This window comes from Pseudomonas sp. W15Feb34, assembly GCF_023127765.1.
In the GTDB taxonomy this organism is placed as follows: Bacteria; Pseudomonadota; Gammaproteobacteria; order Pseudomonadales; family Pseudomonadaceae; genus Aquipseudomonas; species Aquipseudomonas synxantha_A.
The window spans coordinates 19,545-40,595 of the sequence record NZ_SPKN01000006.1; the positions used below are offsets into that span (position 1 = coordinate 19,545).

The 21,051-nt window shown below is 55.9% G+C and carries 33 protein-coding genes; 32 read left to right on the forward strand and 1 reads right to left on the reverse strand.

Going from position 1 to position 21,051, the window contains the following annotated elements; all coding sequences use genetic code 11:
- Window positions 1-28: 28 nt before the first annotated feature.
- The 30 genes from rpsJ to bfr all read left to right on the forward strand — a co-directional run bounded on the left by rpsJ (window position 29) and on the right by bfr (window position 16,037).
- Window positions 29-340 (forward strand): 30S ribosomal protein S10, encoded by a 312-nt coding sequence (gene rpsJ / locus E4O97_RS02980; RefSeq protein WP_003186070.1) that lies wholly within the window; start codon window positions 29-31, stop codon window positions 338-340.
- An 81-nt stretch (window positions 341-421) separates the two neighbouring features.
- A complete protein-coding gene (rplC, locus tag E4O97_RS02985; protein WP_003194649.1) occupies window positions 422-1,057 on the forward strand; it encodes a 50S ribosomal protein L3 in 636 nt (211 codons plus the stop codon).
- Between the two features lie 12 nt (window positions 1,058-1,069).
- Window positions 1,070-1,672: a 50S ribosomal protein L4 gene (gene rplD, locus E4O97_RS02990; RefSeq protein WP_003176424.1), complete on the forward strand. Its 603-nt coding sequence runs from the start codon at window positions 1,070-1,072 to the stop codon at window positions 1,670-1,672.
- Window positions 1,669-1,968 carry a 50S ribosomal protein L23 gene (gene rplW, locus E4O97_RS02995; protein ID WP_002555488.1) on the forward strand — a complete coding sequence of 100 codons (300 nt, stop codon included), beginning with the start codon at window positions 1,669-1,671 and terminating at the stop codon, window positions 1,966-1,968. Before rplD ends, rplW begins: the two co-directional genes overlap by 4 nt.
- A gap of 14 nt (window positions 1,969-1,982) precedes the next feature.
- The gene (gene rplB / locus E4O97_RS03000) at window positions 1,983-2,807 is read left to right on the forward strand and encodes a 50S ribosomal protein L2 (RefSeq protein ID WP_003186055.1); all 825 of its coding nucleotides are present in this window, start codon (window positions 1,983-1,985) and stop codon (window positions 2,805-2,807) included.
- Window positions 2,808-2,823: 16 nt separating this feature from the next.
- A complete protein-coding gene (gene rpsS / locus E4O97_RS03005; protein WP_002555486.1) occupies window positions 2,824-3,099 on the forward strand; it encodes a 30S ribosomal protein S19 in 276 nt (91 codons plus the stop codon).
- An 11-nt stretch (window positions 3,100-3,110) separates the two neighbouring features.
- Window positions 3,111-3,443: a 50S ribosomal protein L22 gene (rplV, locus tag E4O97_RS03010; protein ID WP_003103908.1), complete on the forward strand. Its 333-nt coding sequence runs from the start codon at window positions 3,111-3,113 to the stop codon at window positions 3,441-3,443.
- A 13-nt stretch (window positions 3,444-3,456) separates the two neighbouring features.
- Window positions 3,457-4,143 carry a 30S ribosomal protein S3 gene (gene rpsC / locus E4O97_RS03015; RefSeq protein ID WP_003176422.1) on the forward strand — a complete coding sequence of 229 codons (687 nt, stop codon included), beginning with the start codon at window positions 3,457-3,459 and terminating at the stop codon, window positions 4,141-4,143.
- A 12-nt stretch (window positions 4,144-4,155) separates the two neighbouring features.
- Window positions 4,156-4,569 (forward strand): 50S ribosomal protein L16, encoded by a 414-nt coding sequence (rplP, locus tag E4O97_RS03020; RefSeq protein WP_003176421.1) that lies wholly within the window; start codon window positions 4,156-4,158, stop codon window positions 4,567-4,569.
- Window positions 4,569-4,760 (forward strand): 50S ribosomal protein L29, encoded by a 192-nt coding sequence (gene rpmC / locus E4O97_RS03025; protein ID WP_002555481.1) that lies wholly within the window; start codon window positions 4,569-4,571, stop codon window positions 4,758-4,760. The genes rplP and rpmC overlap by 1 nt, the downstream gene beginning before the upstream one ends.
- A 2-nt stretch (window positions 4,761-4,762) precedes the next feature.
- Window positions 4,763-5,029, forward strand: a complete 267-nt coding sequence (rpsQ, locus tag E4O97_RS03030) for a 30S ribosomal protein S17 (protein WP_003176419.1) — start codon at window positions 4,763-4,765, stop codon at window positions 5,027-5,029.
- A 23-nt stretch (window positions 5,030-5,052) separates the two neighbouring features.
- Window positions 5,053-5,421 carry a 50S ribosomal protein L14 gene (gene rplN / locus E4O97_RS03035; RefSeq protein ID WP_002555479.1) on the forward strand — a complete coding sequence of 123 codons (369 nt, stop codon included), beginning with the start codon at window positions 5,053-5,055 and terminating at the stop codon, window positions 5,419-5,421.
- An 11-nt stretch (window positions 5,422-5,432) separates the two neighbouring features.
- The gene (gene rplX / locus E4O97_RS03040; protein ID WP_003176416.1) at window positions 5,433-5,747 is read left to right on the forward strand and encodes a 50S ribosomal protein L24; all 315 of its coding nucleotides are present in this window, start codon (window positions 5,433-5,435) and stop codon (window positions 5,745-5,747) included.
- A gap of 22 nt (window positions 5,748-5,769) precedes the next feature.
- Complete coding sequence (gene rplE / locus E4O97_RS03045; protein ID WP_003194642.1) at window positions 5,770-6,309, forward strand: 50S ribosomal protein L5; 540 nt, start codon at window positions 5,770-5,772, stop codon at window positions 6,307-6,309.
- 13 nt (window positions 6,310-6,322) lie between these two features.
- The gene (gene rpsN / locus E4O97_RS03050; RefSeq protein ID WP_003176414.1) at window positions 6,323-6,628 is read left to right on the forward strand and encodes a 30S ribosomal protein S14; all 306 of its coding nucleotides are present in this window, start codon (window positions 6,323-6,325) and stop codon (window positions 6,626-6,628) included.
- 208 nt (window positions 6,629-6,836) lie between these two features.
- Window positions 6,837-7,229: a 30S ribosomal protein S8 gene (gene rpsH, locus E4O97_RS03055; protein ID WP_003176413.1), complete on the forward strand. Its 393-nt coding sequence runs from the start codon at window positions 6,837-6,839 to the stop codon at window positions 7,227-7,229.
- A gap of 12 nt (window positions 7,230-7,241) precedes the next feature.
- Window positions 7,242-7,775 (forward strand): 50S ribosomal protein L6, encoded by a 534-nt coding sequence (rplF, locus tag E4O97_RS03060; RefSeq protein WP_003194640.1) that lies wholly within the window; start codon window positions 7,242-7,244, stop codon window positions 7,773-7,775.
- A 10-nt stretch (window positions 7,776-7,785) separates the two neighbouring features.
- On the forward strand, window positions 7,786-8,136 hold the full coding sequence (gene rplR, locus E4O97_RS03065; protein ID WP_003186037.1) for a 50S ribosomal protein L18: 351 nt from the start codon (window positions 7,786-7,788) through the stop codon (window positions 8,134-8,136).
- Between the two features lie 3 nt (window positions 8,137-8,139).
- On the forward strand, window positions 8,140-8,640 hold the full coding sequence (gene rpsE / locus E4O97_RS03070; RefSeq protein ID WP_003176409.1) for a 30S ribosomal protein S5: 501 nt from the start codon (window positions 8,140-8,142) through the stop codon (window positions 8,638-8,640).
- Between the two features lie 2 nt (window positions 8,641-8,642).
- On the forward strand, window positions 8,643-8,819 hold the full coding sequence (rpmD, locus tag E4O97_RS03075) for a 50S ribosomal protein L30 (protein WP_003176408.1): 177 nt from the start codon (window positions 8,643-8,645) through the stop codon (window positions 8,817-8,819).
- 3 nt (window positions 8,820-8,822) lie between these two features.
- On the forward strand, window positions 8,823-9,260 hold the full coding sequence (gene rplO / locus E4O97_RS03080; RefSeq protein ID WP_003176407.1) for a 50S ribosomal protein L15: 438 nt from the start codon (window positions 8,823-8,825) through the stop codon (window positions 9,258-9,260).
- Window positions 9,261-10,589 (forward strand): preprotein translocase subunit SecY, encoded by a 1,329-nt coding sequence (gene secY, locus E4O97_RS03085; RefSeq protein ID WP_003194637.1) that lies wholly within the window; start codon window positions 9,261-9,263, stop codon window positions 10,587-10,589.
- A 28-nt stretch (window positions 10,590-10,617) separates the two neighbouring features.
- Window positions 10,618-10,734 carry a 50S ribosomal protein L36 gene (gene rpmJ / locus E4O97_RS03090; protein ID WP_002555468.1) on the forward strand — a complete coding sequence of 39 codons (117 nt, stop codon included), beginning with the start codon at window positions 10,618-10,620 and terminating at the stop codon, window positions 10,732-10,734.
- Window positions 10,735-10,863: 129 nt separating this feature from the next.
- Window positions 10,864-11,220, forward strand: a complete 357-nt coding sequence (gene rpsM, locus E4O97_RS03095; RefSeq protein ID WP_003194635.1) for a 30S ribosomal protein S13 — start codon at window positions 10,864-10,866, stop codon at window positions 11,218-11,220.
- A gap of 30 nt (window positions 11,221-11,250) precedes the next feature.
- The gene (gene rpsK / locus E4O97_RS03100) at window positions 11,251-11,640 is read left to right on the forward strand and encodes a 30S ribosomal protein S11 (RefSeq protein ID WP_002555466.1); all 390 of its coding nucleotides are present in this window, start codon (window positions 11,251-11,253) and stop codon (window positions 11,638-11,640) included.
- Window positions 11,641-11,658: 18 nt separating this feature from the next.
- Window positions 11,659-12,279 (forward strand): 30S ribosomal protein S4, encoded by a 621-nt coding sequence (gene rpsD / locus E4O97_RS03105; protein WP_003176404.1) that lies wholly within the window; start codon window positions 11,659-11,661, stop codon window positions 12,277-12,279.
- 22 nt (window positions 12,280-12,301) lie between these two features.
- On the forward strand, window positions 12,302-13,303 hold the full coding sequence (gene rpoA, locus E4O97_RS03110; RefSeq protein WP_003176403.1) for a DNA-directed RNA polymerase subunit alpha: 1,002 nt from the start codon (window positions 12,302-12,304) through the stop codon (window positions 13,301-13,303).
- A 41-nt stretch (window positions 13,304-13,344) separates the two neighbouring features.
- Window positions 13,345-13,731 carry a 50S ribosomal protein L17 gene (gene rplQ / locus E4O97_RS03115; protein ID WP_003176402.1) on the forward strand — a complete coding sequence of 129 codons (387 nt, stop codon included), beginning with the start codon at window positions 13,345-13,347 and terminating at the stop codon, window positions 13,729-13,731.
- Window positions 13,732-13,968: 237 nt separating this feature from the next.
- Window positions 13,969-15,417, forward strand: coding sequence for a catalase (locus tag E4O97_RS03120; protein ID WP_078822462.1), 1,449 nt, complete (start codon window positions 13,969-13,971; stop codon window positions 15,415-15,417).
- 155 nt (window positions 15,418-15,572) lie between these two features.
- Entirely contained in the window at window positions 15,573-16,037 is a 465-nt protein-coding gene (gene bfr / locus E4O97_RS03125; RefSeq protein ID WP_032879213.1) for a bacterioferritin, read from the forward strand.
- Window positions 16,038-16,103: 66 nt separating this feature from the next.
- Here the strand turns inward: bfr and uvrA are convergent, their stop codons facing one another.
- On the reverse strand, window positions 16,104-18,938 hold the full coding sequence (gene uvrA / locus E4O97_RS03130) for an excinuclease ABC subunit UvrA (protein ID WP_032879214.1): 2,835 nt from the start codon (window positions 18,936-18,938) through the stop codon (window positions 16,104-16,106).
- A 178-nt stretch (window positions 18,939-19,116) separates the two neighbouring features.
- Here uvrA and E4O97_RS03135 point away from each other — a divergent pair, with 178 nt between their 5' ends.
- Both E4O97_RS03135 and E4O97_RS03140 read left to right on the forward strand, forming a co-directional pair.
- On the forward strand, window positions 19,117-20,511 hold the full coding sequence (locus E4O97_RS03135) for an MFS transporter (RefSeq protein ID WP_005791905.1): 1,395 nt from the start codon (window positions 19,117-19,119) through the stop codon (window positions 20,509-20,511).
- 9 nt (window positions 20,512-20,520) lie between these two features.
- Entirely contained in the window at window positions 20,521-21,036 is a 516-nt protein-coding gene (locus tag E4O97_RS03140; protein WP_005791904.1) for a single-stranded DNA-binding protein, read from the forward strand.
- Window positions 21,037-21,051: the final 15 nt, after the last annotated feature.

Below are 21,051 nucleotides of genomic sequence, written 5' to 3' on the forward strand. Positions count from 1 at the left end.
GGGAATAGCAGCCGGAGTCTGAAATCCAATGCAAAATCAGCAAATCCGTATCAGGTTGAAGGCTTTTGACCATCGCCTGATCGACCAATCCACCCAGGAAATCGTGGAAACCGCGAAACGTACTGGTGCTCAAGTGCGTGGTCCAATTCCACTGCCTACCCGTAAAGAGCGGTTCACCGTTCTGGTCTCCCCGCACGTCAACAAAGACGCGCGTGACCAGTACGAGATCCGTACTCATAAGCGCGTACTGGACATCGTCCAGCCAACGGATAAAACCGTTGATGCACTTATGAAGCTCGATCTGGCGGCCGGTGTGGAAGTACAGATCAGCCTCGGCTAAGACTTGGGTCTTAGTCGTGTAACGCTCTGAAATGGGCGGCCATAGCGGGTGAAAGCCCCGTACACTCATGAGGTTTACAACATGACTATTGGTGTAGTCGGTCGTAAATGCGGTATGACCCGTATTTTCACCGAAGAAGGTGTCTCCATTCCGGTCACGGTCATTGAGATCGAACCGAATCGCGTCACCCAGTTCAAAACTGAAGAAACCGATGGCTATCGTGCAGTGCAAGTCACTGTCGGCGAGCGTCGTGCTTCGCGCGTGACTGCTGCTCAAGCAGGTCACTTCGCTAAAGCAAACGTTGCAGCTGGTCGTACTGTTATGGAGTTCCGTCTTGAAGACGGCGACTACCAGGCTGGCGATCTGATCAACGCTGAAATCTTCGCCGCTGGTCAACTGGTTGATGTAACCGGTCAGTCCAAAGGTAAAGGCTTCCAGGGTACGATCAAGCGTTGGAATTTCCGTGGTCAAGACAACACTCACGGTAACTCCGTTTCCCACCGCGTCCCGGGCTCTATTGGCCAGTGCCAGACTCCTGGTCGTGTATTCAAGGGCAAAAAAATGTCCGGTCATATGGGCGCTGAGCGCGTGACCGTGCAGTCCCTCGAAGTAGTGCGCGTCGACGCTGAACGCAATCTGTTGTTGGTCAAGGGTGCTGTTCCTGGCGCTACTGGCGGCAACCTGGTTGTACGTCCAGCGGCCAAGGCTCGCGGTTAAGGGGAAGCTGACATGCAATTAAATGTAAATGACGCTCAAGCGATCGAAGTTTCCGAACTGACATTTGGCGGCGAATTCAACGAGACGCTCGTTCACCAAGCAGTCGTGGCCTACATGGCCGGCGGCCGTCAAGGTAGCAAGCAGCAAAAGACCCGTTCCGACGTACGTGGTGGCGGTAAGCGCCCTTGGCGTCAGAAAGGCACTGGCCGTGCTCGTGCCGGTACTATCCGTAGCCCAATCTGGCGTGGCGGCGGTACCACTTTCGCAGCTCGTCCACAGGATCACTCTCAGAAGCTCAACAAGAAGATGTACCGCGCAGCTCTGCGCTCCATCCTTGCTGAACTCGTGCGTACTGATCGTCTGGTCGTGGTTCAGGACTTCGCTGTCGAAAGTCCAAAAACCAAAGATCTGCTGGGCAAACTGAACAACATGAGCCTGACCGACGTTTTGATCGTGTCCGAAGCTGTTGATCAGAACCTGTACCTGGCTGCTCGCAACCTGCCACACGTTGATGTACGTGACGTGCAAGGTTCCGATCCAGTTAGTCTGATCGCATACGACAAGGTGTTGATCACCGTGTCGGCCGTGAAGAAATTCGAGGAGCTGCTGGGATGAACCAGGAACGCGTATTTAAAGTTCTGCTTGGCCCGCACGTTTCCGAAAAGGCTACGGTTCTGGCTGACAAGAAAGGCCAGTTCGTTTTCAAGGTTGCAACTGACGCAACCAAGCTGGAAATCAAGAAGGCCGTCGAAAGCCTGTTCAGCGTGAAAGTAGAGCGTGTTACTACCCTGAATGTTCTGGGTAAGAGCAAGCGCACTGCTCGCGGTCTGGGCAAGCGTAATGACTGGAAGAAGGCAGTTATCTCCCTTCAGCCAGGCCAAGATCTCGATTTCAGCAGCAGTGCTGAGTAAGGAAGGGGTGCATCATGGCAATCGTTAAATGCAAACCGACTTCCCCTGGCCGCCGTTTTGTGGTCAAGGTGGTCAACCAGGAGCTGCATAAAGGCGCTCCTCACGCACCGCTGCTCGAGAAAAAATCGAAGTCTGGTGGTCGTAACAACAATGGTCGCATTACCACTCGTCACATCGGTGGTGGCCATAAGCAGCATTATCGTCTGGTCGATTTCCGTCGCAACGACAAAGATGGCATCGCTGCCACTGTCGAGCGTATTGAATACGATCCAAACCGTACTGCTCACATCGCTCTGCTGCTGTACGCAGATGGCGAGCGTCGCTACATCATCGCCCCTAAAGGCGTGAGTGCTGGTGACCAGCTGATCGCAGGTGCTCTGGCGCCGATCAAGCCGGGCAACGCTCTGCAACTGCGTAACATTCCAGTTGGTAGCACCGTACACGGCATCGAATTGAAGCCAGGTAAAGGCGCGCAAATCGCTCGTTCCGCTGGTGCTTCGGCTCAGTTGATCGCTCGTGAAGGTGTCTACGTGACCCTGCGTCTGCGTTCTGGTGAGATGCGTAAAGTACTGGCTGAATGCCGTGCGACCCTGGGCGAAGTCTCGAACTCCGAGCACAGCCTGCGTTCGTTGGGTAAAGCTGGTGCCAAACGCTGGCGTGGCGTTCGCCCAACCGTTCGTGGTGTTGCCATGAACCCGGTTGACCACCCACACGGTGGTGGTGAAGGTCGTACCTCTGGTGGTCGTCATCCGGTATCGCCATGGGGCTTCCCGACTAAGGGCGCGAAGACTCGTGGTAATAAGCGTACCGACAAAATGATCGTCCGTCGTCGCAAGTAAATAGAGGGATACGACAGTGCCACGTTCTCTGAAAAAAGGTCCTTTTATTGATCTTCACCTACTGAAGAAGATCGAAGTGGCGGCGGAAAAGAACGATCGCAAACCAGTTAAGACCTGGTCGCGTCGTTCGATGATCCTGCCACAAATGGTCGGTCTGACCATCGCAGTACACAACGGTCGTCAACACGTCCCAGTTCTCGTTAACGAAGACATGGTCGGCCACAAACTGGGCGAGTTTGCCGGTACCCGCACTTATCGTGGGCACGTGGCAGACAAGAAAGCCAAGCGTTAAGGGGTTAGGAAATGGAAGTAGCCGCTAAGTTGTCGGGCGCTCGAATCTCCGCCCAGAAAGCCCGCTTGGTCGCCGACCAGATCCGCGGGAAGAAGGTGGGCGAAGCGCTCAACCTGTTGGCTTTCAGCAGTAAGAAAGCCGCCGAGATCATGAAGAAAGTGCTGGAGTCGGCCGTAGCCAACGCCGAGCATAACGAAGGCGCAGACGTTGATGACCTGAAGGTCAGCACCGTTTTCGTCAACGAAGGGCGTTCGCTGAAGCGCATCATGCCACGTGCCAAAGGCCGTGCTGATCGCATCGTCAAGCGGTCTTGCCATATCACTGTCAAGGTTGCTGACAAGTAACGGAGTCGAAGAGATGGGTCAGAAAGTACATCCCATTGGCATTCGCCTGGGAATCGTCAAGGAGCACACCTCCGTCTGGTACGCAGACGGTCGGACTTATGCGGACTATTTGTTCGCTGATCTGAAGGTGCGTGAGTATCTCCAAGACAAACTAAAAAGCGCGTCCGTAAGCCGTATCGATATCCATCGTCCGGCCCAAACTGCACGTATCACCATCCACACCGCTCGTCCAGGTATCGTTATCGGGAAGAAAGGTGAAGATGTTGAGAAACTGCGTCAGGACCTGACCAAGCAAATGGGTGTGCCTGTGCACATCAATATCGAAGAGATCCGCAAGCCGGAGCTCGACGGTATGCTGGTTGCGCAGAGCGTAGCTCAGCAGCTGGAGCGTCGCGTAATGTTCCGTCGCGCTATGAAGCGCGCCGTACAGAACGCCATGCGCATTGGTGCCAAAGGCATCAAAATCCAAGTGAGCGGTCGTCTCGGCGGTGCTGAAATCGCACGTACTGAATGGTATCGCGAAGGTCGTGTGCCACTGCACACCCTGCGTGCCGACATCGACTATGCCAACTACGAAGCTCACACCACTTACGGTGTGATCGGTGTAAAGGTTTGGATCTTCAAAGGCGAAGTAATTGGTGGTCGCCAAGAAGAACTGAAACCACAAGCACCAGCGCCTCGTAAAAAAGCTGCTAAGTAAGGGGTACGCCAAATGTTGCAACCTAAGCGTACGAAGTTCCGCAAGCAGATGACAGGCCACAACCGTGGTCTGGCTCAGCGCGGTAGCAAAGTCAGCTTCGGCGAGTTCGCGCTGAAGTCTGTAGCTCGTGGTCGTCTCACCGCTCGTCAGATCGAGTCAGCGCGTCGTGCTCTGACCCGTCACGTAAAACGTGGCGGCAAGATCTGGATCCGTGTATTCCCGGACAAGCCGATCTCCAAAAAACCTCTCGAGGTTCGGATGGGTAAAGGTAAGGGTAACGTGGAATACTGGGTTGCCCAGATTCAGCCAGGCAAAGTCCTGTATGAAATCGAGGGTGTTTCTGAAGAGCTGGCGCGTGAGGCTTTCGCCCTGGCTGCTGCAAAGCTGCCGCTCGCCACCTCCTTTGTTAAACGGACGGTGATGTGATGAAAGCGAATGAACTTCGTGAAAAATCCGCACAGCAGCTGAACGAGCAACTGCTCGGCCTGCTGCGCGACCAGTTCAATCTGCGTATGCAGAAAGCAACTGGCCAGTTGGGGCAGTCTCATCTGCTCTCGCAAGTTAAGCGTGACATCGCTCGCGTGAAGACTGTGCTCAACCAGCAGGCAGGTAAGTGATCATGGCTGAAGCCGAAAAGACTGTCCGTACGCTGACTGGCCGTGTTGTCAGCGACAAGATGGACAAAACCATCACCGTTTTGATCGAGCGTCGCGTTAAGCACCCGATCTACGGTAAATATGTTAAGCGTTCGACTAAGCTGCACGCGCACGACGAAACCAATCAGTGCCACATCGGCGACAAAGTCACTATTCGTGAAACTCGTCCGCTGGCCAAGACCAAGTCTTGGGCGCTGGTTGATGTTCTCGAACGCGCTGTGGAAGTCTAAGGACTAGGGGTCGGAGAAATTATATGATTCAGACTCAATCCATGCTCGATGTGGCCGATAACAGCGGCGCTCGCCGTGTTATGTGCATCAAGGTGCTGGGTGGCTCCCATCGTCGTTACGCTGGTATCGGTGACATCATCAAAGTTACCGTCAAGGAAGCAATTCCTCGCGGTAAGGTGAAAAAAGGCCAAGTGATGACTGCTGTTGTAGTCCGCACTCGTCACGGCGTACGTCGTGCTGATGGCTCCATTATCCGCTTTGATGGCAACGCTGCTGTTCTTCTGAACAACAAGCAAGAGCCGATCGGCACCCGTATCTTTGGGCCAGTGACCCGTGAACTTCGTACTGAGAAGTTCATGAAGATCGTCTCGCTCGCCCCAGAAGTGCTGTAAGGAGATCCGACATGCAAAAGATTCGTCGTGACGACGAGATCATCGTGATCGCCGGCAAAGACAAAGGTAAGCGCGGTAAGGTGCTTAAGGTTCTCGCTAATAACCGTCTGGTTATCGGTGGTCTGAACCTGGTCAAGCGTCATACCAAGCCTAACCCGATGTCGGGCGTGCAGGGCGGTATCGTCGAGAAAGAAGCTCCGCTGGACGCTTCTAACGTCGCCATCTTCAATGGCGAAACCAACAAGGCTGACCGCGTTGGTTTCAAAGTAGAAGACGGTAAGAAAATTCGTGTCTTCAAGTCGACCCAAAAAGCGGTTGATGCTTGAACACTGCTAGGTAGATTAGACCATGGCACGACTACAAGAGATTTACCGGAAGGAAATCGCCCCTAAGCTTAAGGAAGAACTTAAGCTCGGGAACGTGATGGAAGTTCCGCGCGTCACCAAAATCACCCTGAACATGGGTCTGGGCGAAGCGATCGGCGACAAAAAAGTCATCGAGCACGCTGTTGCCGACCTGGAAAAGATCACCGGTCAAAAAGTCGTTGTGACTTACGCTCGGAAATCCATCGCTGGCTTTAAAGTCCGTGAAGGTTGGCCGATCGGCGTCAAAGTGACTCTGCGCCGTGAGCGTATGTACGAATTCCTGGATCGTCTGCTGTCGATCTCCCTGCCTCGGGTCCGCGACTTCCGCGGCCTGAATGCCAAGTCCTTCGATGGTCGTGGTAACTACAGCATGGGCGTGAAAGAGCAGATCATCTTCCCGGAAATCGACTACGACAAGATCGATGCTCTCCGCGGTCTGGACATCACCCTGACCACCACTGCCAAGAACGATGATGAAGGTCGCGCCCTGTTGCGTGCTTTCAAATTCCCGTTCCGCAACTGATTGGAGTAGGACCATGGCCAAGATGAGCATGAAAAACCGCGAGCTGAAGCGTCAGCTCACGGTTGCCAAGTACGCCAAGAAGCGTGCAGCACTGAAAGCAATCATCGTTGATCTGAACGCAAGTCCAGAAGCGCGTTGGGAAGCTACAGTTGCTCTGCAGAAGCAGCCACGTGACGCAAGCGCTTCGCGCATGCGTAACCGCTGCCGCCTGACCGGTCGTCCACACGGCGTTTACCGCAAGTTCGGCCTCGGCCGTAACAAACTGCGTGAAGCGGCAATGCGTGGTGACGTACCAGGTCTGGTTAAAGCCAGCTGGTAAGTACTTTCAACGTCCAGGTGGTCGGAATCGCAAGATACTGACCGCCGGTGACCTTGAATCTGGATCAAGCCCCTTTTGGGGCTTGTTTCATTTCTGGAGTGTGTCTAAAATACGCGGCTCGCCTGAGCCCGTGTTTTTTGTGCTCGGAGATTCTCGGCGACATATGTAGCCGCAAGGCTAATTTTTTTGTATTAGGAGCGTCTAGCCCATGAGTATGCAGGACCCGTTAGCGGACATGCTAACTCGTATCCGTAATGCCCAGATGGCTGAAAAGTCCGTCGTAAGCATGCCATCTTCCAAGTTGAAGGTAGCTGTTGCCAAAGTCCTGAAAGACGAAGGCTACATTGCGGGTTATCAGATCAGCAGCGAAATCAAACCACTGCTGTCCATCGAGCTGAAGTACTTCGAAGGCCGTTCGGTCATCGAGGAAGTGAAGCGCGTTAGCCGTCCAGGCCTGCGTCAGTACAAGTCCGCTGAAGATCTGCCGAAAGTTCGTGGCGGTCTGGGCGTGTCTATCGTCTCCACCAACAAAGGTGTGATGACGGATCGTGCTGCGCGCGCTGCCGGTGTCGGCGGCGAAGTTCTTTGCACTGTGTTCTAAGGGGGGATAAGCATGTCTCGCGTCGCTAAGAACCCCGTTAAGCTGCCAGCCGGTGTCGAAGTCAAATTCGCAGGCCAACAGCTTTCGGTGAAGGGTGCCAAGGGTACTCTTGAACTGAACATCCATTCGTCCGTTGAGATCGTTGAAGAAGCTGGTGAGCTGCGTTTCGCTGCTCGCAATGGCGATCAACAAACTCGCGCAATGGCCGGTACCACGCGTGCGTTGGTAAACAACATGGTCCAAGGCGTAAGCCAAGGCTTCGAGCGCAAGCTCCAGCTGGTCGGTGTTGGTTACAAAGCGCAAGCAAAAGGCACGGTTTTGAACCTTGCCCTTGGCTTCTCGCACCCAGTGGATTACGAACTGCCAGCGGGCATCACTGCTGAGACTCCTAGCCAGACCGATATCCTGATCAAGGGCATCGACAAGCAGCTGGTAGGTCAAGTGGCCGCTGAGATCCGCGACTTCCGTCCACCAGAGCCGTACAAAGGCAAAGGTGTGCGCTACGCGGACGAAGTCGTCCGTCGTAAAGAAGCCAAGAAGAAGTAGGGCATAGCAAATGACCGACAAAAAAGTTACTCGACTGCGTCGCGCTCGCAAAGCACGCCTGAAAATGCACGAACTCGAAGTCGTGCGTCTCTGCGTGTTCCGCTCGTCGCAGCACATCTACGCCCAGGTCATCTCGGCCGACGGCAACAAAGTCCTGGCAAGCGCCTCGACTTTGGATAAAGAACTGCGTGATGGTGCCACTGGCAACATCGACGCGGCCACAAAGGTTGGCCAGCTGGTCGCTACGCGTGCTAAGGCCGCTGGCGTCTCGCAAGTGGCTTTCGACCGCTCTGGCTTCAAGTACCACGGTCGCGTGAAAGCGCTGGCTGATGCTGCTCGTGAAGCTGGGCTGGAGTTCTAAGTTATGTCAAATAACGACCAAAAGCGCGACGAAGGCTACATTGAGAAGCTGGTTCAAGTTAACCGCGTAGCCAAAACCGTTAAAGGCGGCCGTATCTTCACTTTCACCGCGTTGACCGTGGTGGGTGATGGTAAAGGGCGTGTTGGCTTCGGCCGTGGCAAGTCACGTGAAGTGCCTGCCGCGATCCAGAAGGCAATGGAAGCTGCTCGTCGCAACATGATCCAAGTTGATCTGAACGGCACTACTCTGCAGTACGCAATGAAGTCCGCTCACGGCGCTTCGAAGGTGTACATGCAGCCTGCTTCTGAAGGTACCGGTATCATCGCTGGCGGCGCTATGCGTGCTGTCCTCGAAGTTGCTGGCGTTCAGAACGTTCTGGCCAAGTGCTACGGCTCGACTAACCCGGTAAACGTGGTTCACGCCACTTTCAAGGGTCTGAAAGCTATGCAATCTCCTGAGTCCATCGCTGCCAAGCGTGGTCTGACTGTCAAGGAGATCTTCTGATCATGGCTACCGTTAAAGTAACGCTGATCAAAAGCATGACCGGCCGCATCCCTAACCACAAACTGTGTGTTAAAGGTTTGGGTCTGCGTCGCATCGGTCACACTGTAGAAGTCCAGGATACTCCCGAGAATCGCGGGATGATCAACAAGGCTTACTACATGCTGCGTGTAGAGGGTTAATCGATGAAACTCAATGATCTGAGTCCAGCGCCGGGTTCCCGTCGCGAAAAGCATCGTCCGGGCCGTGGTATCGGTAGCGGTTTGGGTAAGACTGGTGGCCGTGGCCACAAAGGTCAAACCTCCCGCTCCGGTGGCACCATCGCTCCAGGCTTTGAAGGCGGTCAACAGCCGCTGCATCGTCGCCTGCCTAAGTTCGGTTTCGTATCCCTGAAAGCCATGGACCGCGCAGAAGTGCGTCTGTCCGAGCTGGCTAAAGTGGAAGGCGACATCGTTACTGTGCAGACCCTGAAAGATGCCAACGTGATCAACGTCAACGTACAGCGTGTGAAAATCATGCTGTCCGGTGAAGTGACTCGCGCTGTCACTATCGGCAAGGGAATCGGCGCCACCAAAGGTGCGCGTTCGGCTATCGAAGCAGCTGGCGGCAAGTTCGAGGAATAAATGGCTAAGCAAGGTGCTCTCTCAGCGCTCGGCAAAGGCGGTATGTCTGAACTTTGGGCTCGTCTGCGTTTTCTGTTCCTGGCGATTATCGTCTACCGAATAGGCGCACACATCCCGGTTCCAGGTATCAACCCGGACCGACTCGCAGACCTGTTTCGACAGAATGAGGGGACCATTCTTAGCTTGTTCAACATGTTTTCCGGCGGTGCGCTGGAGCGGATGAGCATCTTTGCACTGGGGATCATGCCGTACATTTCGGCGTCGATCATCATGCAACTGATGACAGCCGTCAGCCCGCAGCTGGAGCAGTTGAAGAAGGAAGGTGAAGCTGGCCGTCGCAAGATTAGCCAGTACACCCGCTACGGCACTGTAGTCCTCGCCCTGGTTCAAGCTATCGGCATGTCCGTTGGCCTGGCAGGGCAGGGCGTTGCGTTCACTGGTGACTTTGGCTTCCATTTCGTCGCGGTATCCACGTTTGTGGCTGGTGCGATGTTCATGATGTGGCTGGGTGAACAGATTACTGAGCGTGGTGTTGGTAACGGTATCTCGATGTTGATTTTCGCAGGTATCGTCGCCGGTCTTCCGAGAGCAATCGGGCAGTCTTTCGAGTCTGCGCGTCAGGGTGATATCAATATCTTCGCCCTGGTTGCTATCGGTTTGCTGGCAGTAGCGATTATCGGTTTTGTGGTGTTCATTGAGCGTGGCCAGCGTCGTATTGCTGTTCACTACGCCAAGCGTCAGCAGGGCCGTAAGGTTTTTGCTGCGCAGACCAGCCACTTGCCGCTGAAAGTGAATATGGCCGGTGTTATTCCGGCAATTTTCGCGAGCAGCATCTTGCTGTTTCCGGCTTCGTTGGGTACCTGGTTTGGTCAGTCTGAAAATATGGGCTGGCTGCAGGACCTCTCTCAGTCGATCGCTCCTGGTCAGCCGTTGAATATTCTGCTGTTTAGTGCAGGGATTATTTTCTTCTGCTTCTTCTATACGGCGTTGATGTTCAATCCGAAAGACGTAGCGGAAAACCTGAAGAAGTCCGGTGCCTTTATTCCGGGTATCCGTCCAGGTGAGCAGTCGGCACGCTACATTGATGGCGTTCTGACTCGTTTGACCCTGTTCGGTGCTCTATATATGACGGCCGTGTGTCTGTTGCCCCAGTTCCTGGTGGTTGCAGCAAACGTTCCGTTCTACCTTGGCGGGACCTCGTTGCTGATCGTGGTCGTGGTTGTGATGGACTTCATGTCCCAAGTACAATCGCACCTCGTTTCGCACCAGTACGAATCCCTGATGAAGAAAGCCAACCTGAAGGGCTACGGCAGCGGCATGTTGCGCTGAGTACCCCATAAGGTTCGAGGAGTTGGTGATGAAAGTTCGTGCATCGGTGAAAAAGCTGTGCCGTAACTGCAAGATTATTCGCCGCGAAGGTGTTGTTCGAGTAATTTGCAGCGCGGAACCGCGTCACAAACAGCGCCAAGGCTGAGTGTGATCCGCTTGAAGCCCGGCAGCTAGTGCGCTGCCGGGTTGATTATTTGTTATTACAGCGATATTATCTCGCGCCCTATTTCTTGGCTTCCGGGGCGTAGGTAGCTGTCAATTGGAGTCCCACTGAATGGCCCGTATTGCAGGCGTTAACATTCCAGATAACAAGCACACTGTTATCTCGCTGACCTACATCTATGGTGTTGGTCGCACTACTGCGCAGAAAATTTGCGCAGTTGCTGGGGTAAACCCAGCCGCTAAGATCAAGGATCTGAGCGACGAGCAGATTGAACAGCTGCGTGGCGAAGTGGCGAAGTTCACCACTGAAGGTGACCTGCGTCGCGAAATCAACATGAAAATCAAGCGTTTGATGGACCTCGGTTGCTATCGCGGTCTGCGTCATCGTCGTGGTCTTCCAGTACGCGGTCAGCGTACCAAGACTAACGCGCGTACCCGTAAAGGTCCGCGTAAGCCGATCCGCAAGTAATCGCCCCAGCGAATCGACAGGAAAATTATCATGGCAAAACCTGCTGCTCGTCCTCGTAAAAAAGTTAAAAAGACAGTGGTTGATGGCATCGCCCACATCCATGCATCTTTTAACAACACAATCGTGACCATCACCGACCGTCAAGGTAACGCGCTTTCTTGGGCTACCTCCGGTGGTTCGGGTTTCCGCGGTTCCCGCAAGTCCACCCCGTTTGCTGCTCAAGTAGCTGCTGAACGTGCTGGTCAAGCTGCGCTGGAATACGGCCTGAAAAACCTCGACGTTAACGTCAAAGGTCCAGGTCCAGGTCGTGAGTCTGCTGTCCGTGCTTTGAACGGCTGTGGCTATAAGATCGCCAGCATCACCGACGTGACGCCAATCCCGCACAACGGGTGCCGTCCGCCGAAGAAGCGCCGCGTGTAATCCAGGAGATTGTAAAGAATGGCTCGTTACATTGGTCCAAAATGCAAACTCGCTCGTCGCGAAGGCACCGATCTCTTCCTGAAGAGCGGCGTGCGCGCGATCGAATCGAAGTGCAACATTGAAGCAGCACCTGGTATCCACGGCCAACGCCGCGGTCGCCAGTCCGATTACGGCACCCAACTGCGTGAAAAGCAGAAGGTCCGTCGTATTTACGGCGTTCTCGAGCGTCAGTTCAGCGGCTACTACAAAGAAGCTGCTGGCAAGAAAGGTGCAACCGGTGAAAACCTGCTGCAACTGCTCGAATGCCGTCTGGACAACGTTGTATACCGTATGGGCTTTGGTTCGACTCGTGCCGAATCCCGTCAGCTGGTATCGCACAAGTCGATCAGCGTTAACGGTCAGACCGTAAACGTTCCGTCTTACCAGGTTCGTGCTGGTGACGTGGTCGCAGTTCGCGAGAAAGCTAAAAACCAACTTCGCATTGTCCAAGCTCTCGATCTGTGTGCCCAACGTGGCCGCGTAGAATGGGTAGAAGTAGACACTGAGAAGAAGTCGGGCGTTTTCAAGAACGTTCCTGCTCGCAGTGATCTGTCCGCCGACATCAACGAAAGCCTGATTGTCGAGCTCTACTCCAAGTAAGGGCTAGAAAATAGGTGCATCCATGCAGATTTCGGTAAATGAGTTCCTGACACCCCGCCACATTGATGTGCAGGTTGTCAGTCCAACCCGCGCCAAAATTACTCTCGAGCCTCTCGAGCGTGGTTTTGGCCACACCCTGGGCAACGCGCTGCGCCGCATCCTGTTGTCCTCAATGCCCGGCTGTGCAGTAGTCGAGGCCGAGATTGACGGTGTGCTCCACGAGTACAGCGCCATCGAAGGTGTACAGGAAGACGTAATTGAAATCCTGTTGAACCTTAAAGGTCTGGCTATCAAGCTGCACGGCCGTGACGAAGTTACGCTGACCTTGTCGAAGAAGGGTTCGGGGGTGGTTACCGCTGCCGATATTCAGCTGGATCATGATGTCGAGATCGTTAACCCCGATCACGTAATCGCTAACCTGGCGTCTAACGGCGCCCTGAACATGAAGCTCACTGTAGCTCGTGGTCGTGGTTATGAACCGGCCGACTCGCGTCAGAGCGATGAAGACGAAAGCCGCAGCATTGGTCGCTTGCAGCTTGACTCTTCGTTCAGCCCGGTTCGCCGTATCGCATACGTGGTGGAAAACGCCCGTGTCGAGCAGCGTACTAACCTGGACAAGCTGGTTATTGATCTGGAAACCAACGGTACCCTGGATCCTGAAGAGGCTATCCGCCGCGCTGCAACCATTCTGCAACAGCAGTTGGCTGCGTTCGTCGACCTCAAAGGTGACAGCGAACCAGTGGTAATCGAGCAGGAAGACGAGATCGATCCGATCCTGCTTCGCCCGGTTGACGATCTGGAACTGACTGTACGTTCGGCTAACTGCCTTAAGGCGGAAAACATTTACTACATCGGCGACCTGATTCAGCGTACCGAAGTAGAACTGTTGAAGACTCCGAACCTGGGCAAGAAATCCTTGACTGAAATCAAGGACGTTCTGGCCTCCCGCGGTCTGTCCCTCGGCATGCGCCTCGACAACTGGCCGCCTGCAAGTCTTAAGAAGGACGACAAGGCGACTGCCTGATCGTCGTAATCACCGAACGTGAGTTTGGTAAGGAATGAACCATGCGTCATCGTAAAAGTGGTCGTCACCTGAGCCGTACCAGCTCGCACCGCAAGGCCATGTTCCAAAACATGGCGGTGTCGCTGTTCGAGCACGAGCTGATCAAAACTACACTGCCGAAAGCTAAAGAACTGCGTCGCGTTGCTGAGCCGCTGATCACTTTGGCCAAGACAGACAGCCTGGCTAACCGCCGTCTGGCTTTCGACCGTACTCGTTCGAAAGCTATCGTTGGTAAGCTCTTCAACGACCTGGGCAAGCGTTACGCTACCCGTGAGGGTGGCTACCTGCGCATCCTCAAGTGCGGTTTCCGCGCTGGCGACAACGCGCCTATGGCGTACGTCGAGTTGGTTGATCGTGCTACTGCCGGCGAAGCTGTAAGCGCCGAGTAAGACGACAAGCTGCAACAAAAAACCGGGCCTCGCGCCCGGTTTTTTGTGCGCGTAACAAAAGCGCAACTTATACAAGCTTCCATAGACAGTGCGCTGCACTATAGCGAGCGGAGTCTTGTTAGTTATTTTCTATCGACGCATACGATTTAATGAATTTGTAGGCGTAGTGTTGATGATCAATACTCCCTCCAAGCCGCTTAGCCGGCAGTTCAAAGTCCGACCTGAGGAAGATTGCGCATGAGCCAGAATAAAGTCCTTACCACCGCCAGCGGGGCTCCTGTTGCGGATAACCAGAACTCCCGTTCCGCAGGCCCTCGTGGCCCGTTGTTGCTCGACGATTTCCATCTGATCGAGAAGCTCGCTCACTTCAACCGTGAAAACATTCCTGAGCGGCGCGTGCATGCCAAAGGATCGGGTGCCTACGGTACGTTCACCGTTACCCAAGACATCACCCAGTACACCAGTGCCAAGCTGTTCGAATCTGTTGGCAAGCAAACGCCTACATTCCTGCGATTCTCCACTGTGGGTGGTGAGCGCGGGTCTGCTGACACTGAGCGTGATCCACGTGGTTTTGCCCTTAAGTTCTATACCGAAGAGGGCAACTGGGACATCGTGGGCAACAACACCCCTGTGTTCTTCATCCGGGATCCGCTGAAATTCCCGGACTTTATCCACACCCAGAAACGCCTGCCGCAGAGCAACCTGAAAAGCGCGCAGATGATGTGGGACTTCTGGTCGCACTCTCCAGAGGCGCTGCATCAGGTCACCATTCTGTTTTCGGACCGTGGCATTCCAGACGGCTATCGCCACATGCACGGCTTCGGCAGTCACACGTACAGTCTGATCAACGCCAAGGGCGAACGTCACTGGGTGAAGTGGCACTACAAGACCAAGCAAGGCATCAAGAACCTGGCCCCGGCCGAGGCTGCACGCCTGGCGGGTACCGACCCTGACTATGCCCAGCGTGATCTGTTTGGTGCTATCGAGCGCGGTGATTTTCCGAAATGGCGCGTCTGCATCCAGATCATGACTGAGGCTCAAGCAAACGCTCATTATGAGAACCCGTTTGACGTGACCAAGACCTGGTCGCAAAAAGAGTTCCCGCTGATCGAAGTGGGCGAGCTTGAGCTCAACCGTAATCCGCAGAACTACTTCGCTGAAGTGGAGCAGGCTGCATTTGGTCCGAGCAACATGGTTCCAGGCGTTGGCCTGTCACCCGATCGTATGTTGCAAGGTCGAGTGTTTGCCTACGCAGATGCCCACCGCTACCGTGTCGGCACTAACCACCAGCAACTGCCCGTAAACGCGCCGCGCAACCCGGTTAACAGTTACCAGCGTGACGGTTCTATGGCCTTCGGCAGTAATGGCGGTGCGGCTCCCAACTACGAGCCAAACAGCTATGCCGATGCGCCCAAGCAAGCCCCGCAGTACGCAGAGCCGGCACTGGCCCTGAGCGGCGCTGCTGATCGTTACGATCACCGCGAAGATACGGACTACTACAGCCATGCGGGCGCGCTGTTCCGCTTGATGAATGATGAGCAGAAAGCCCTGCTGACCAATAACATTGCCGGTGCGATGGCTAGCGTTTCCAGCGATGTGGTCCAGCGTCAATTGCAGCACTTCTACAAGGCCGACCCGGCTTATGGAGAAGCAATCGCAAAGGCACTGGGTGTATCGCTTAACTGACTCTAAACGATAAGCAGAACCGCCCTCATTTGGGCGGTTTTTGCGTTATTTCAGCTACTTTTCTACGGAAATCTTCACTTTTCTGCCGTTGATCCCGTGACCTTCAAGTCATCATGGTTCAAACTACAGTCTTTCAAGCAGGGAGATGTAGGGCGATGCAAGGTCACCCCGACGTAATCGATTACCTCAACACGTTGCTGACGGGCGAACTGGCAGCTCGTGACCAATATTTCATCCATTCGCGCATGTACGAAGACTGGGGCTTTACCGAGCTCTACGAGCGTATCAACCATGAGATGGAAGAAGAGGCACAGCACGCCGACGCACTGATGCGACGTATCCTGATGCTCGAAGGCACGCCGCGTATGCGTCCTGATGATCTCGATGTGGGGACCACGGTACCGGACATGCTCGCTGCCGACCTTCGCCTCGAGTACAAAGTTCGTGCTGCGCTCTGCAAGGGCATCGAACTTTGCGAGCTGCACAACGACTACGTCACCCGGGAAATTCTGCGCGTGCAGTTGGCCGACACCGAAGAAGATCACACCTACTGGTTGGAAAAACAGTTGGGCCTGATCAAGTTGATTGGCCTGGAGAATTACCTGCAATCGCAGTTCTGATTCCCAGCTGTAAAAAAGCCCCCGTCACCGCAAAGTGACAGGGGCTTTTTATTGGGCTAGAAAAAGTCAGGCCCGGTCGCGCGCCAGCAACGGTTTCAAGTAGTAACCGGTGTGCGACTGTGGCATTTCGCAAACTTGCTCCGGCGTACCCACTGCGATGATCTGGCCACCCTTGGAACCACCTTCCGGCCCAAGGTCCACCAGCCAGTCAGCGGTCTTGATCACATCAAGGTTGTGCTCGATTACCACCACGGTATTGCCGTGGTCTCGCAGGCGGTGCAGCACGTCCAGCAATTGCTGGATATCCGCGAAGTGCAGACCGGTGGTCGGTTCATCGAGGATGTACAAGGTTTTGCCGGTATCGCGCTTGGACAGCTCGCGAGACAGCTTGACCCGTTGTGCCTCGCCACCTGACAGCGTAGTCGCCGATTGCCCCAGCTTGATGTACGACAAGCCCACATCCATCAGCGTTTGCAGCTTGCGCGCCAACGCCGGCACTGCGTCGAAGAACTCGCGAGCTTCCTCGATGGTCATTTCCAGGGTTTCGTGGATGCTCTTGCCCTTGTACTTGATCTCAAGGGTTTCGCGGTTGTAGCGCTTGCTTTTGCACACGTCGCACGGCACGTAGATGTCCGGCAGAAAATGCATCTCCACCTTGATCAAGCCATCGCCCTGGCAGGCCTCACAGCGCCCGCCCTTGACGTTGAACGAGAACCGCCCAGGTCCATAGCCGCGCGAGCGGGACTCGGGTACACCCGCGAACAGCTCGCGGATCGGTGTAAACAGCCCGGTGTAGGTGGCCGGGTTGGAGCGTGGGGTACGCCCAATCGGGCTTTGGTCGATATCGACCACCTTGTCCAGGTGCTCCAGGCCCTTGATGCTGTCGTGCGCCGCCGCTTCCAGGGTGGTCGCGCCGTTCAGCGCGGTGGCACTGAGTGGGAACAGCGTGTTGTTGATCAGCGTCGACTTGCCCGAACCGGAAACACCGGTCACACAGGTCAGCAGGCCCAGCGGAATCTCCAGGTCGACATTGCGCAGGTTGTTGCCGCGCGCGCCCTTGAGATGCAGTGCCATCTTTTTGTTACGCGGCGTACGCTTGGCGGGCACTTCGATCTTCACCCGGCCAGACAGGTACTTGCCGGTCAACGAATCAGGATGCGCCATCACTTCGGCAGGCGTGCCCTCGGCAACGATATGTCCGCCATGCACACCTGCGCCCGGGCCGATATCGACCACGTAGTCCGCCAGGCGGATGGCATCTTCATCGTGCTCGACCACAATCACGGTATTGCCGATGTCCCGCAGGTGTTTCAACGTGCCGAGCAGGCGATCGTTATCCCGTTGGTGCAAGCCAATCGACGGTTCGTCGAGGATATACAGCACGCCAACAAGGCCCGCACCGATCTGGCTGGCCAGCCGGATCCGCTGTGCTTCACCGCCCGACAAGGTATCGGCGCTGCGGTCCAGTGACAGGTAGTCCAGGCCAACGTTGACCAGGAACTGCAGGCGCTCGCGAATTTCCTTGAGGATCTTGTCGGCAATTTCCCCACGACGCCCGGTGAGCTTGAGGACACCAAAATATTCACACGCATCGCCGATTGGCAGGTTAGTCACTGCCGGCAACGTTTTTTCGCCCACCCACACATGCCGCGCTTCACGGCGCAGGCGTGTGCCACGGCAATCCGGGCAAGGCTGTGTGCTGAGGAACTTTGCCAGTTCTTCACGCACACTTGCCGATTCGGTCTCGCGGTAGCGACGTTCCAGGTTCGGCACGATGCCTTCGAACGGGTGGGAGCGCTTGACGATGTCGCCACGGTCGTTCAGGTACTTGAAGTCGACATTCTGCGAGCCGCTGCCATGCAGAATGACCTTCTGCTGGTCTGCCGGCAGCTGGTTGAACGGCACTTCCAGGCTGAACTTGTAGTGCGAGGCCAATGACCCGAGCATCTGGAAATAGTAGACGTTACGCCGGTCCCAGCCGCGTATCGCCCCCTCGGCCAGGGTCAGGTCGCCATTGACCAGGCGCTTGATATCGAAGAACTGCTTCACGCCCAGGCCATCGCACGTCGGGCAGGCGCCGGCTGGGTTGTTGAAGGAAAACAGCTTGGGCTCCAGTTCGCTGATGGCGTGCCCACAGATTGGGCAGGCGAAGCGCGCGGAGAAGATGATCTCTTCGCCCGGCTCGTCATCCATCGGCGCCACCAGGGCAATGCCGTCGGCCAGCTTCAGCGCGGTCTCGAACGATTCCGCCAAACGCTGCTGCAGGTCGGCGCGTACCTTGAAGCGGTCGACCACCACATCAATGGAATGCTTTTTCTGCTTGTCGAGTTTGGGCGCTTCATCCAGCTCATAGAGCTTGCCGTTGATGCGCGCACGTACAAAACCCTGGGCGCGCAGCTCTTCGAAGACCGAAAGGTGCTCGCCCTTGCGCTCGCGGATGACGGGCGCCAGCAGCATCAGCTTGGCGCCTTCCGGCTGGGCCAGTACCAGGTCGACCATCTGGCTGACGGTCTGGGCTTCCAGGGGAATATCGTGGTCCGGGCAGCGCGGAATACCCACGCGCGCATACAGCAGGCGCAGGTAGTCGTAGATTTCGGTAATGGTGCCCACGGTGGAACGCGGGTTGTGGGAGGTCGACTTCTGCTCGATGGAAATGGCCGGCGACAAGCCTTCGATGGTGTCGACGTCGGGCTTTTCCATCATCGACAGGAATTGCCGGGCATAGGCCGACAGGGATTCCACATAGCGACGCTGACCTTCGGCATATAGCGTGTCGAACGCCAGGGACGACTTGCCGGAGCCGGACAAGCCGGTGATGACGATCAGTTTGTCCCGGGGCAGGGTCAGGTCGATGTTCTTCAGGTTGTGGGTTCTAGCCCCACGAATCAGGATCTTGTCCAAGATGGCCTCGCACGGCGGGCGTAAATAATGCCGGAGTATACGGCTAAAGACTGGATGAATATACACTGTCAAAAGGCCGCTTGCAGCCTTAGATGAAAGCTGCGCGGCAAAGCGCCGCATATACCCTCTCAATCGATGGGACTGGTAGAATCGCCGCCGGTTCACACGAGGTTTTTCCATGCACGATCCCCACAGCGAACGCATGAGTAGCGGCGAGACCCGAGCGGCAAGCGGTCTGGCCCTGGTGTTCGCCTTCCGTATGCTGGGCATGTTTATGGTGTTGCCGGTGCTGGCGACCTATGGAATGGATCTCGCAGGCGCTACCCCCGCGTTGATCGGCCTGGCGATTGGCGCCTATGGCCTGACCCAGGCGATTTTTCAGATCCCGTTCGGGATTATTTCTGACCGCATTGGCCGTCGCCCGGTGATTTATCTTGGCTTGATCGTGTTCGCCCTTGGCAGTGTGCTTGCGGCCCAGTCCGATTCGATCTGGGGCGTGATCGCCGGGCGCATCCTGCAAGGCGCCGGGGCGATTTCCGCCGCGGTGATGGCGTTGCTGTCGGACCTGACCCGCGAACAGCACCGCACCAAGGCCATGGCCATGATCGGCATGACCATCGGTCTGTCGTTCGCCGTGGCCATGGTGGTCGGCCCGTTGCTGACGAGCGCTTTTGGTCTGCACGGGTTGTTTCTGGCCACTGGCGGCCTGGCCCTGGTCGGGATTGTGATCGTAGCCTTTATGGTGCCGCGCTCTACCGGCACGCTGCAGCACCGAGAATCGGGCGTCGCACGTCAGGCGCTGCTGCCGACGCTCAAGCACCCGGACCTGCTGCGCCTGGATTTAGGTATCTTCGTATTACACGCAATGCTGATGTGCAGCTTCGTCGCCTTGCCCCTGGCCCTGGTGGAAAAAGCCGGCCTGCCCAAGGAGCAGCATTGGTGGGTCTACCTCACCGCGCTGCTGATTTCGTTCTTCGCCATGATCCCGTTCATCATCTATGGCGAGAAGAAACGCAAAATGAAACGAGTTTTACTCGGCGCCGTCGCGACATTGATGCTCACTGAACTATTCTTCTGGCAGTTCGGCGATAGCCTGCGGGCACTGGTCATCGGTACGGTGGTGTTTTTCACCGCGTTCAACCTGCTGGAAGCTTCGCTGCCGTCGCTGATCAGTAAAGTTTCACCGGCTGGCGGCAAGGGCACGGCGATGGGGGTGTACTCCACCAGCCAGTTCCTTGGCTCGGCGTTGGGCGGCATCATGGGTGGCTGGATGTTCCAGCATGGCGGTTTGTCGGTTGTCTTCCTCGGATGCGCCGGGCTGGCTGCACTTTGGCTGGTCTTTGCTGTTACCATGCGCGAACCTCCCTACGTCACAAGTCTGCGTTTGCCGCTATCGCCCGAGGCGATCCGCGAGGCTGGTCTGGTAGAGCGCCTGAAGGCCGTCGTAGGGGTAACGGATGCAGTCGTGGTCGCTGAAGAGGCGGCCATTTACATCAAATTGGACACCGAATTATTGGATCGCGCGACGCTCGAGCAACTGGTCAACCCAGTGCCGACAGCGCGCCCAGCCTAGGAGAACGTTATGGCCCGTGGGGTTAACAAAGTCATATTGGTCGGTACTTGCGGCCAGGATCCCGAAGTTCGCTACTTGCCTAACGGTAATGCCGTGACCAACCTGAGTCTGGCGACCAGCGAACAGTGGACCGACAAGCAGACCGGCCAGAAGGTCGAGAAAACCGAATGGCACCGCGTGTCGATGTTCGGCAAGGTCGCTGAGATTGCCGGCGAATATCTGCGCAAAGGTTCGCAGGTCTACATCGAAGGCAAACTGCAAACCCGCGAGTGGGAAAAAGACGGCATCAAGCGTTACACCACCGAAATCGTGGTCGACATGCAAGGCACCATGCAATTGCTGGGCGGCCGTCCACAGGGCGACCAACAGGGCCAGGGCGGCATGTCCAACTCGGCACCGCGTCCACAGCAGTCGCGTCCACAGCCAACCCAGCAGCCACAGCGTGAGTCGCGTCCAGCGCCACAACAGGCTGCGCCGCAACCGGCTCAGGATTTCGACAGCTTTGATGACGATATTCCGTTCTGACCCTCAGCTTTTCAG

What these genes read in the sequence shown, in the direction of transcription:
- rpsJ (WP_003186070.1), top strand. Translation starts at nt 29, where the DNA reads ATGCAAAATCAGCAAATCCGTATCAGGTTGAAGGCTTTTGACCATCGC.
- rplC (WP_003194649.1), top strand. Translation starts at nt 422, where the DNA reads ATGACTATTGGTGTAGTCGGTCGTAAATGCGGTATGACCCGTATTTTC.
- rplD (WP_003176424.1), top strand. Translation starts at nt 1,070, where the DNA reads ATGCAATTAAATGTAAATGACGCTCAAGCGATCGAAGTTTCCGAACTG.
- rplW (WP_002555488.1), top strand. Translation starts at nt 1,669, where the DNA reads ATGAACCAGGAACGCGTATTTAAAGTTCTGCTTGGCCCGCACGTTTCC.
- rplB (WP_003186055.1), top strand. Translation starts at nt 1,983, where the DNA reads ATGGCAATCGTTAAATGCAAACCGACTTCCCCTGGCCGCCGTTTTGTG.
- rplV (WP_003103908.1), top strand. Translation starts at nt 3,111, where the DNA reads ATGGAAGTAGCCGCTAAGTTGTCGGGCGCTCGAATCTCCGCCCAGAAA.
- rpsC (WP_003176422.1), top strand. Translation starts at nt 3,457, where the DNA reads ATGGGTCAGAAAGTACATCCCATTGGCATTCGCCTGGGAATCGTCAAG.
- rplP (WP_003176421.1), top strand. Translation starts at nt 4,156, where the DNA reads ATGTTGCAACCTAAGCGTACGAAGTTCCGCAAGCAGATGACAGGCCAC.
- rpmC (WP_002555481.1), top strand. Translation starts at nt 4,569, where the DNA reads ATGAAAGCGAATGAACTTCGTGAAAAATCCGCACAGCAGCTGAACGAG.
- rpsQ (WP_003176419.1), top strand. Translation starts at nt 4,763, where the DNA reads ATGGCTGAAGCCGAAAAGACTGTCCGTACGCTGACTGGCCGTGTTGTC.
- rplN (WP_002555479.1), top strand. Translation starts at nt 5,053, where the DNA reads ATGATTCAGACTCAATCCATGCTCGATGTGGCCGATAACAGCGGCGCT.
- rplX (WP_003176416.1), top strand. Translation starts at nt 5,433, where the DNA reads ATGCAAAAGATTCGTCGTGACGACGAGATCATCGTGATCGCCGGCAAA.
- rplE (WP_003194642.1), top strand. Translation starts at nt 5,770, where the DNA reads ATGGCACGACTACAAGAGATTTACCGGAAGGAAATCGCCCCTAAGCTT.
- rpsN (WP_003176414.1), top strand. Translation starts at nt 6,323, where the DNA reads ATGGCCAAGATGAGCATGAAAAACCGCGAGCTGAAGCGTCAGCTCACG.
- rpsH (WP_003176413.1), top strand. Translation starts at nt 6,837, where the DNA reads ATGAGTATGCAGGACCCGTTAGCGGACATGCTAACTCGTATCCGTAAT.
- rplF (WP_003194640.1), top strand. Translation starts at nt 7,242, where the DNA reads ATGTCTCGCGTCGCTAAGAACCCCGTTAAGCTGCCAGCCGGTGTCGAA.
- rplR (WP_003186037.1), top strand. Translation starts at nt 7,786, where the DNA reads ATGACCGACAAAAAAGTTACTCGACTGCGTCGCGCTCGCAAAGCACGC.
- rpsE (WP_003176409.1), top strand. Translation starts at nt 8,140, where the DNA reads ATGTCAAATAACGACCAAAAGCGCGACGAAGGCTACATTGAGAAGCTG.
- rpmD (WP_003176408.1), top strand. Translation starts at nt 8,643, where the DNA reads ATGGCTACCGTTAAAGTAACGCTGATCAAAAGCATGACCGGCCGCATC.
- rplO (WP_003176407.1), top strand. Translation starts at nt 8,823, where the DNA reads ATGAAACTCAATGATCTGAGTCCAGCGCCGGGTTCCCGTCGCGAAAAG.
- secY (WP_003194637.1), top strand. Translation starts at nt 9,261, where the DNA reads ATGGCTAAGCAAGGTGCTCTCTCAGCGCTCGGCAAAGGCGGTATGTCT.
- rpmJ (WP_002555468.1), top strand. Translation starts at nt 10,618, where the DNA reads ATGAAAGTTCGTGCATCGGTGAAAAAGCTGTGCCGTAACTGCAAGATT.
- rpsM (WP_003194635.1), top strand. Translation starts at nt 10,864, where the DNA reads ATGGCCCGTATTGCAGGCGTTAACATTCCAGATAACAAGCACACTGTT.
- rpsK (WP_002555466.1), top strand. Translation starts at nt 11,251, where the DNA reads ATGGCAAAACCTGCTGCTCGTCCTCGTAAAAAAGTTAAAAAGACAGTG.
- rpsD (WP_003176404.1), top strand. Translation starts at nt 11,659, where the DNA reads ATGGCTCGTTACATTGGTCCAAAATGCAAACTCGCTCGTCGCGAAGGC.
- rpoA (WP_003176403.1), top strand. Translation starts at nt 12,302, where the DNA reads ATGCAGATTTCGGTAAATGAGTTCCTGACACCCCGCCACATTGATGTG.
- rplQ (WP_003176402.1), top strand. Translation starts at nt 13,345, where the DNA reads ATGCGTCATCGTAAAAGTGGTCGTCACCTGAGCCGTACCAGCTCGCAC.
- E4O97_RS03120 (WP_078822462.1), top strand. Translation starts at nt 13,969, where the DNA reads ATGAGCCAGAATAAAGTCCTTACCACCGCCAGCGGGGCTCCTGTTGCG.
- bfr (WP_032879213.1), top strand. Translation starts at nt 15,573, where the DNA reads ATGCAAGGTCACCCCGACGTAATCGATTACCTCAACACGTTGCTGACG.
- E4O97_RS03135 (WP_005791905.1), top strand. Translation starts at nt 19,117, where the DNA reads ATGCACGATCCCCACAGCGAACGCATGAGTAGCGGCGAGACCCGAGCG.
- E4O97_RS03140 (WP_005791904.1), top strand. Translation starts at nt 20,521, where the DNA reads ATGGCCCGTGGGGTTAACAAAGTCATATTGGTCGGTACTTGCGGCCAG.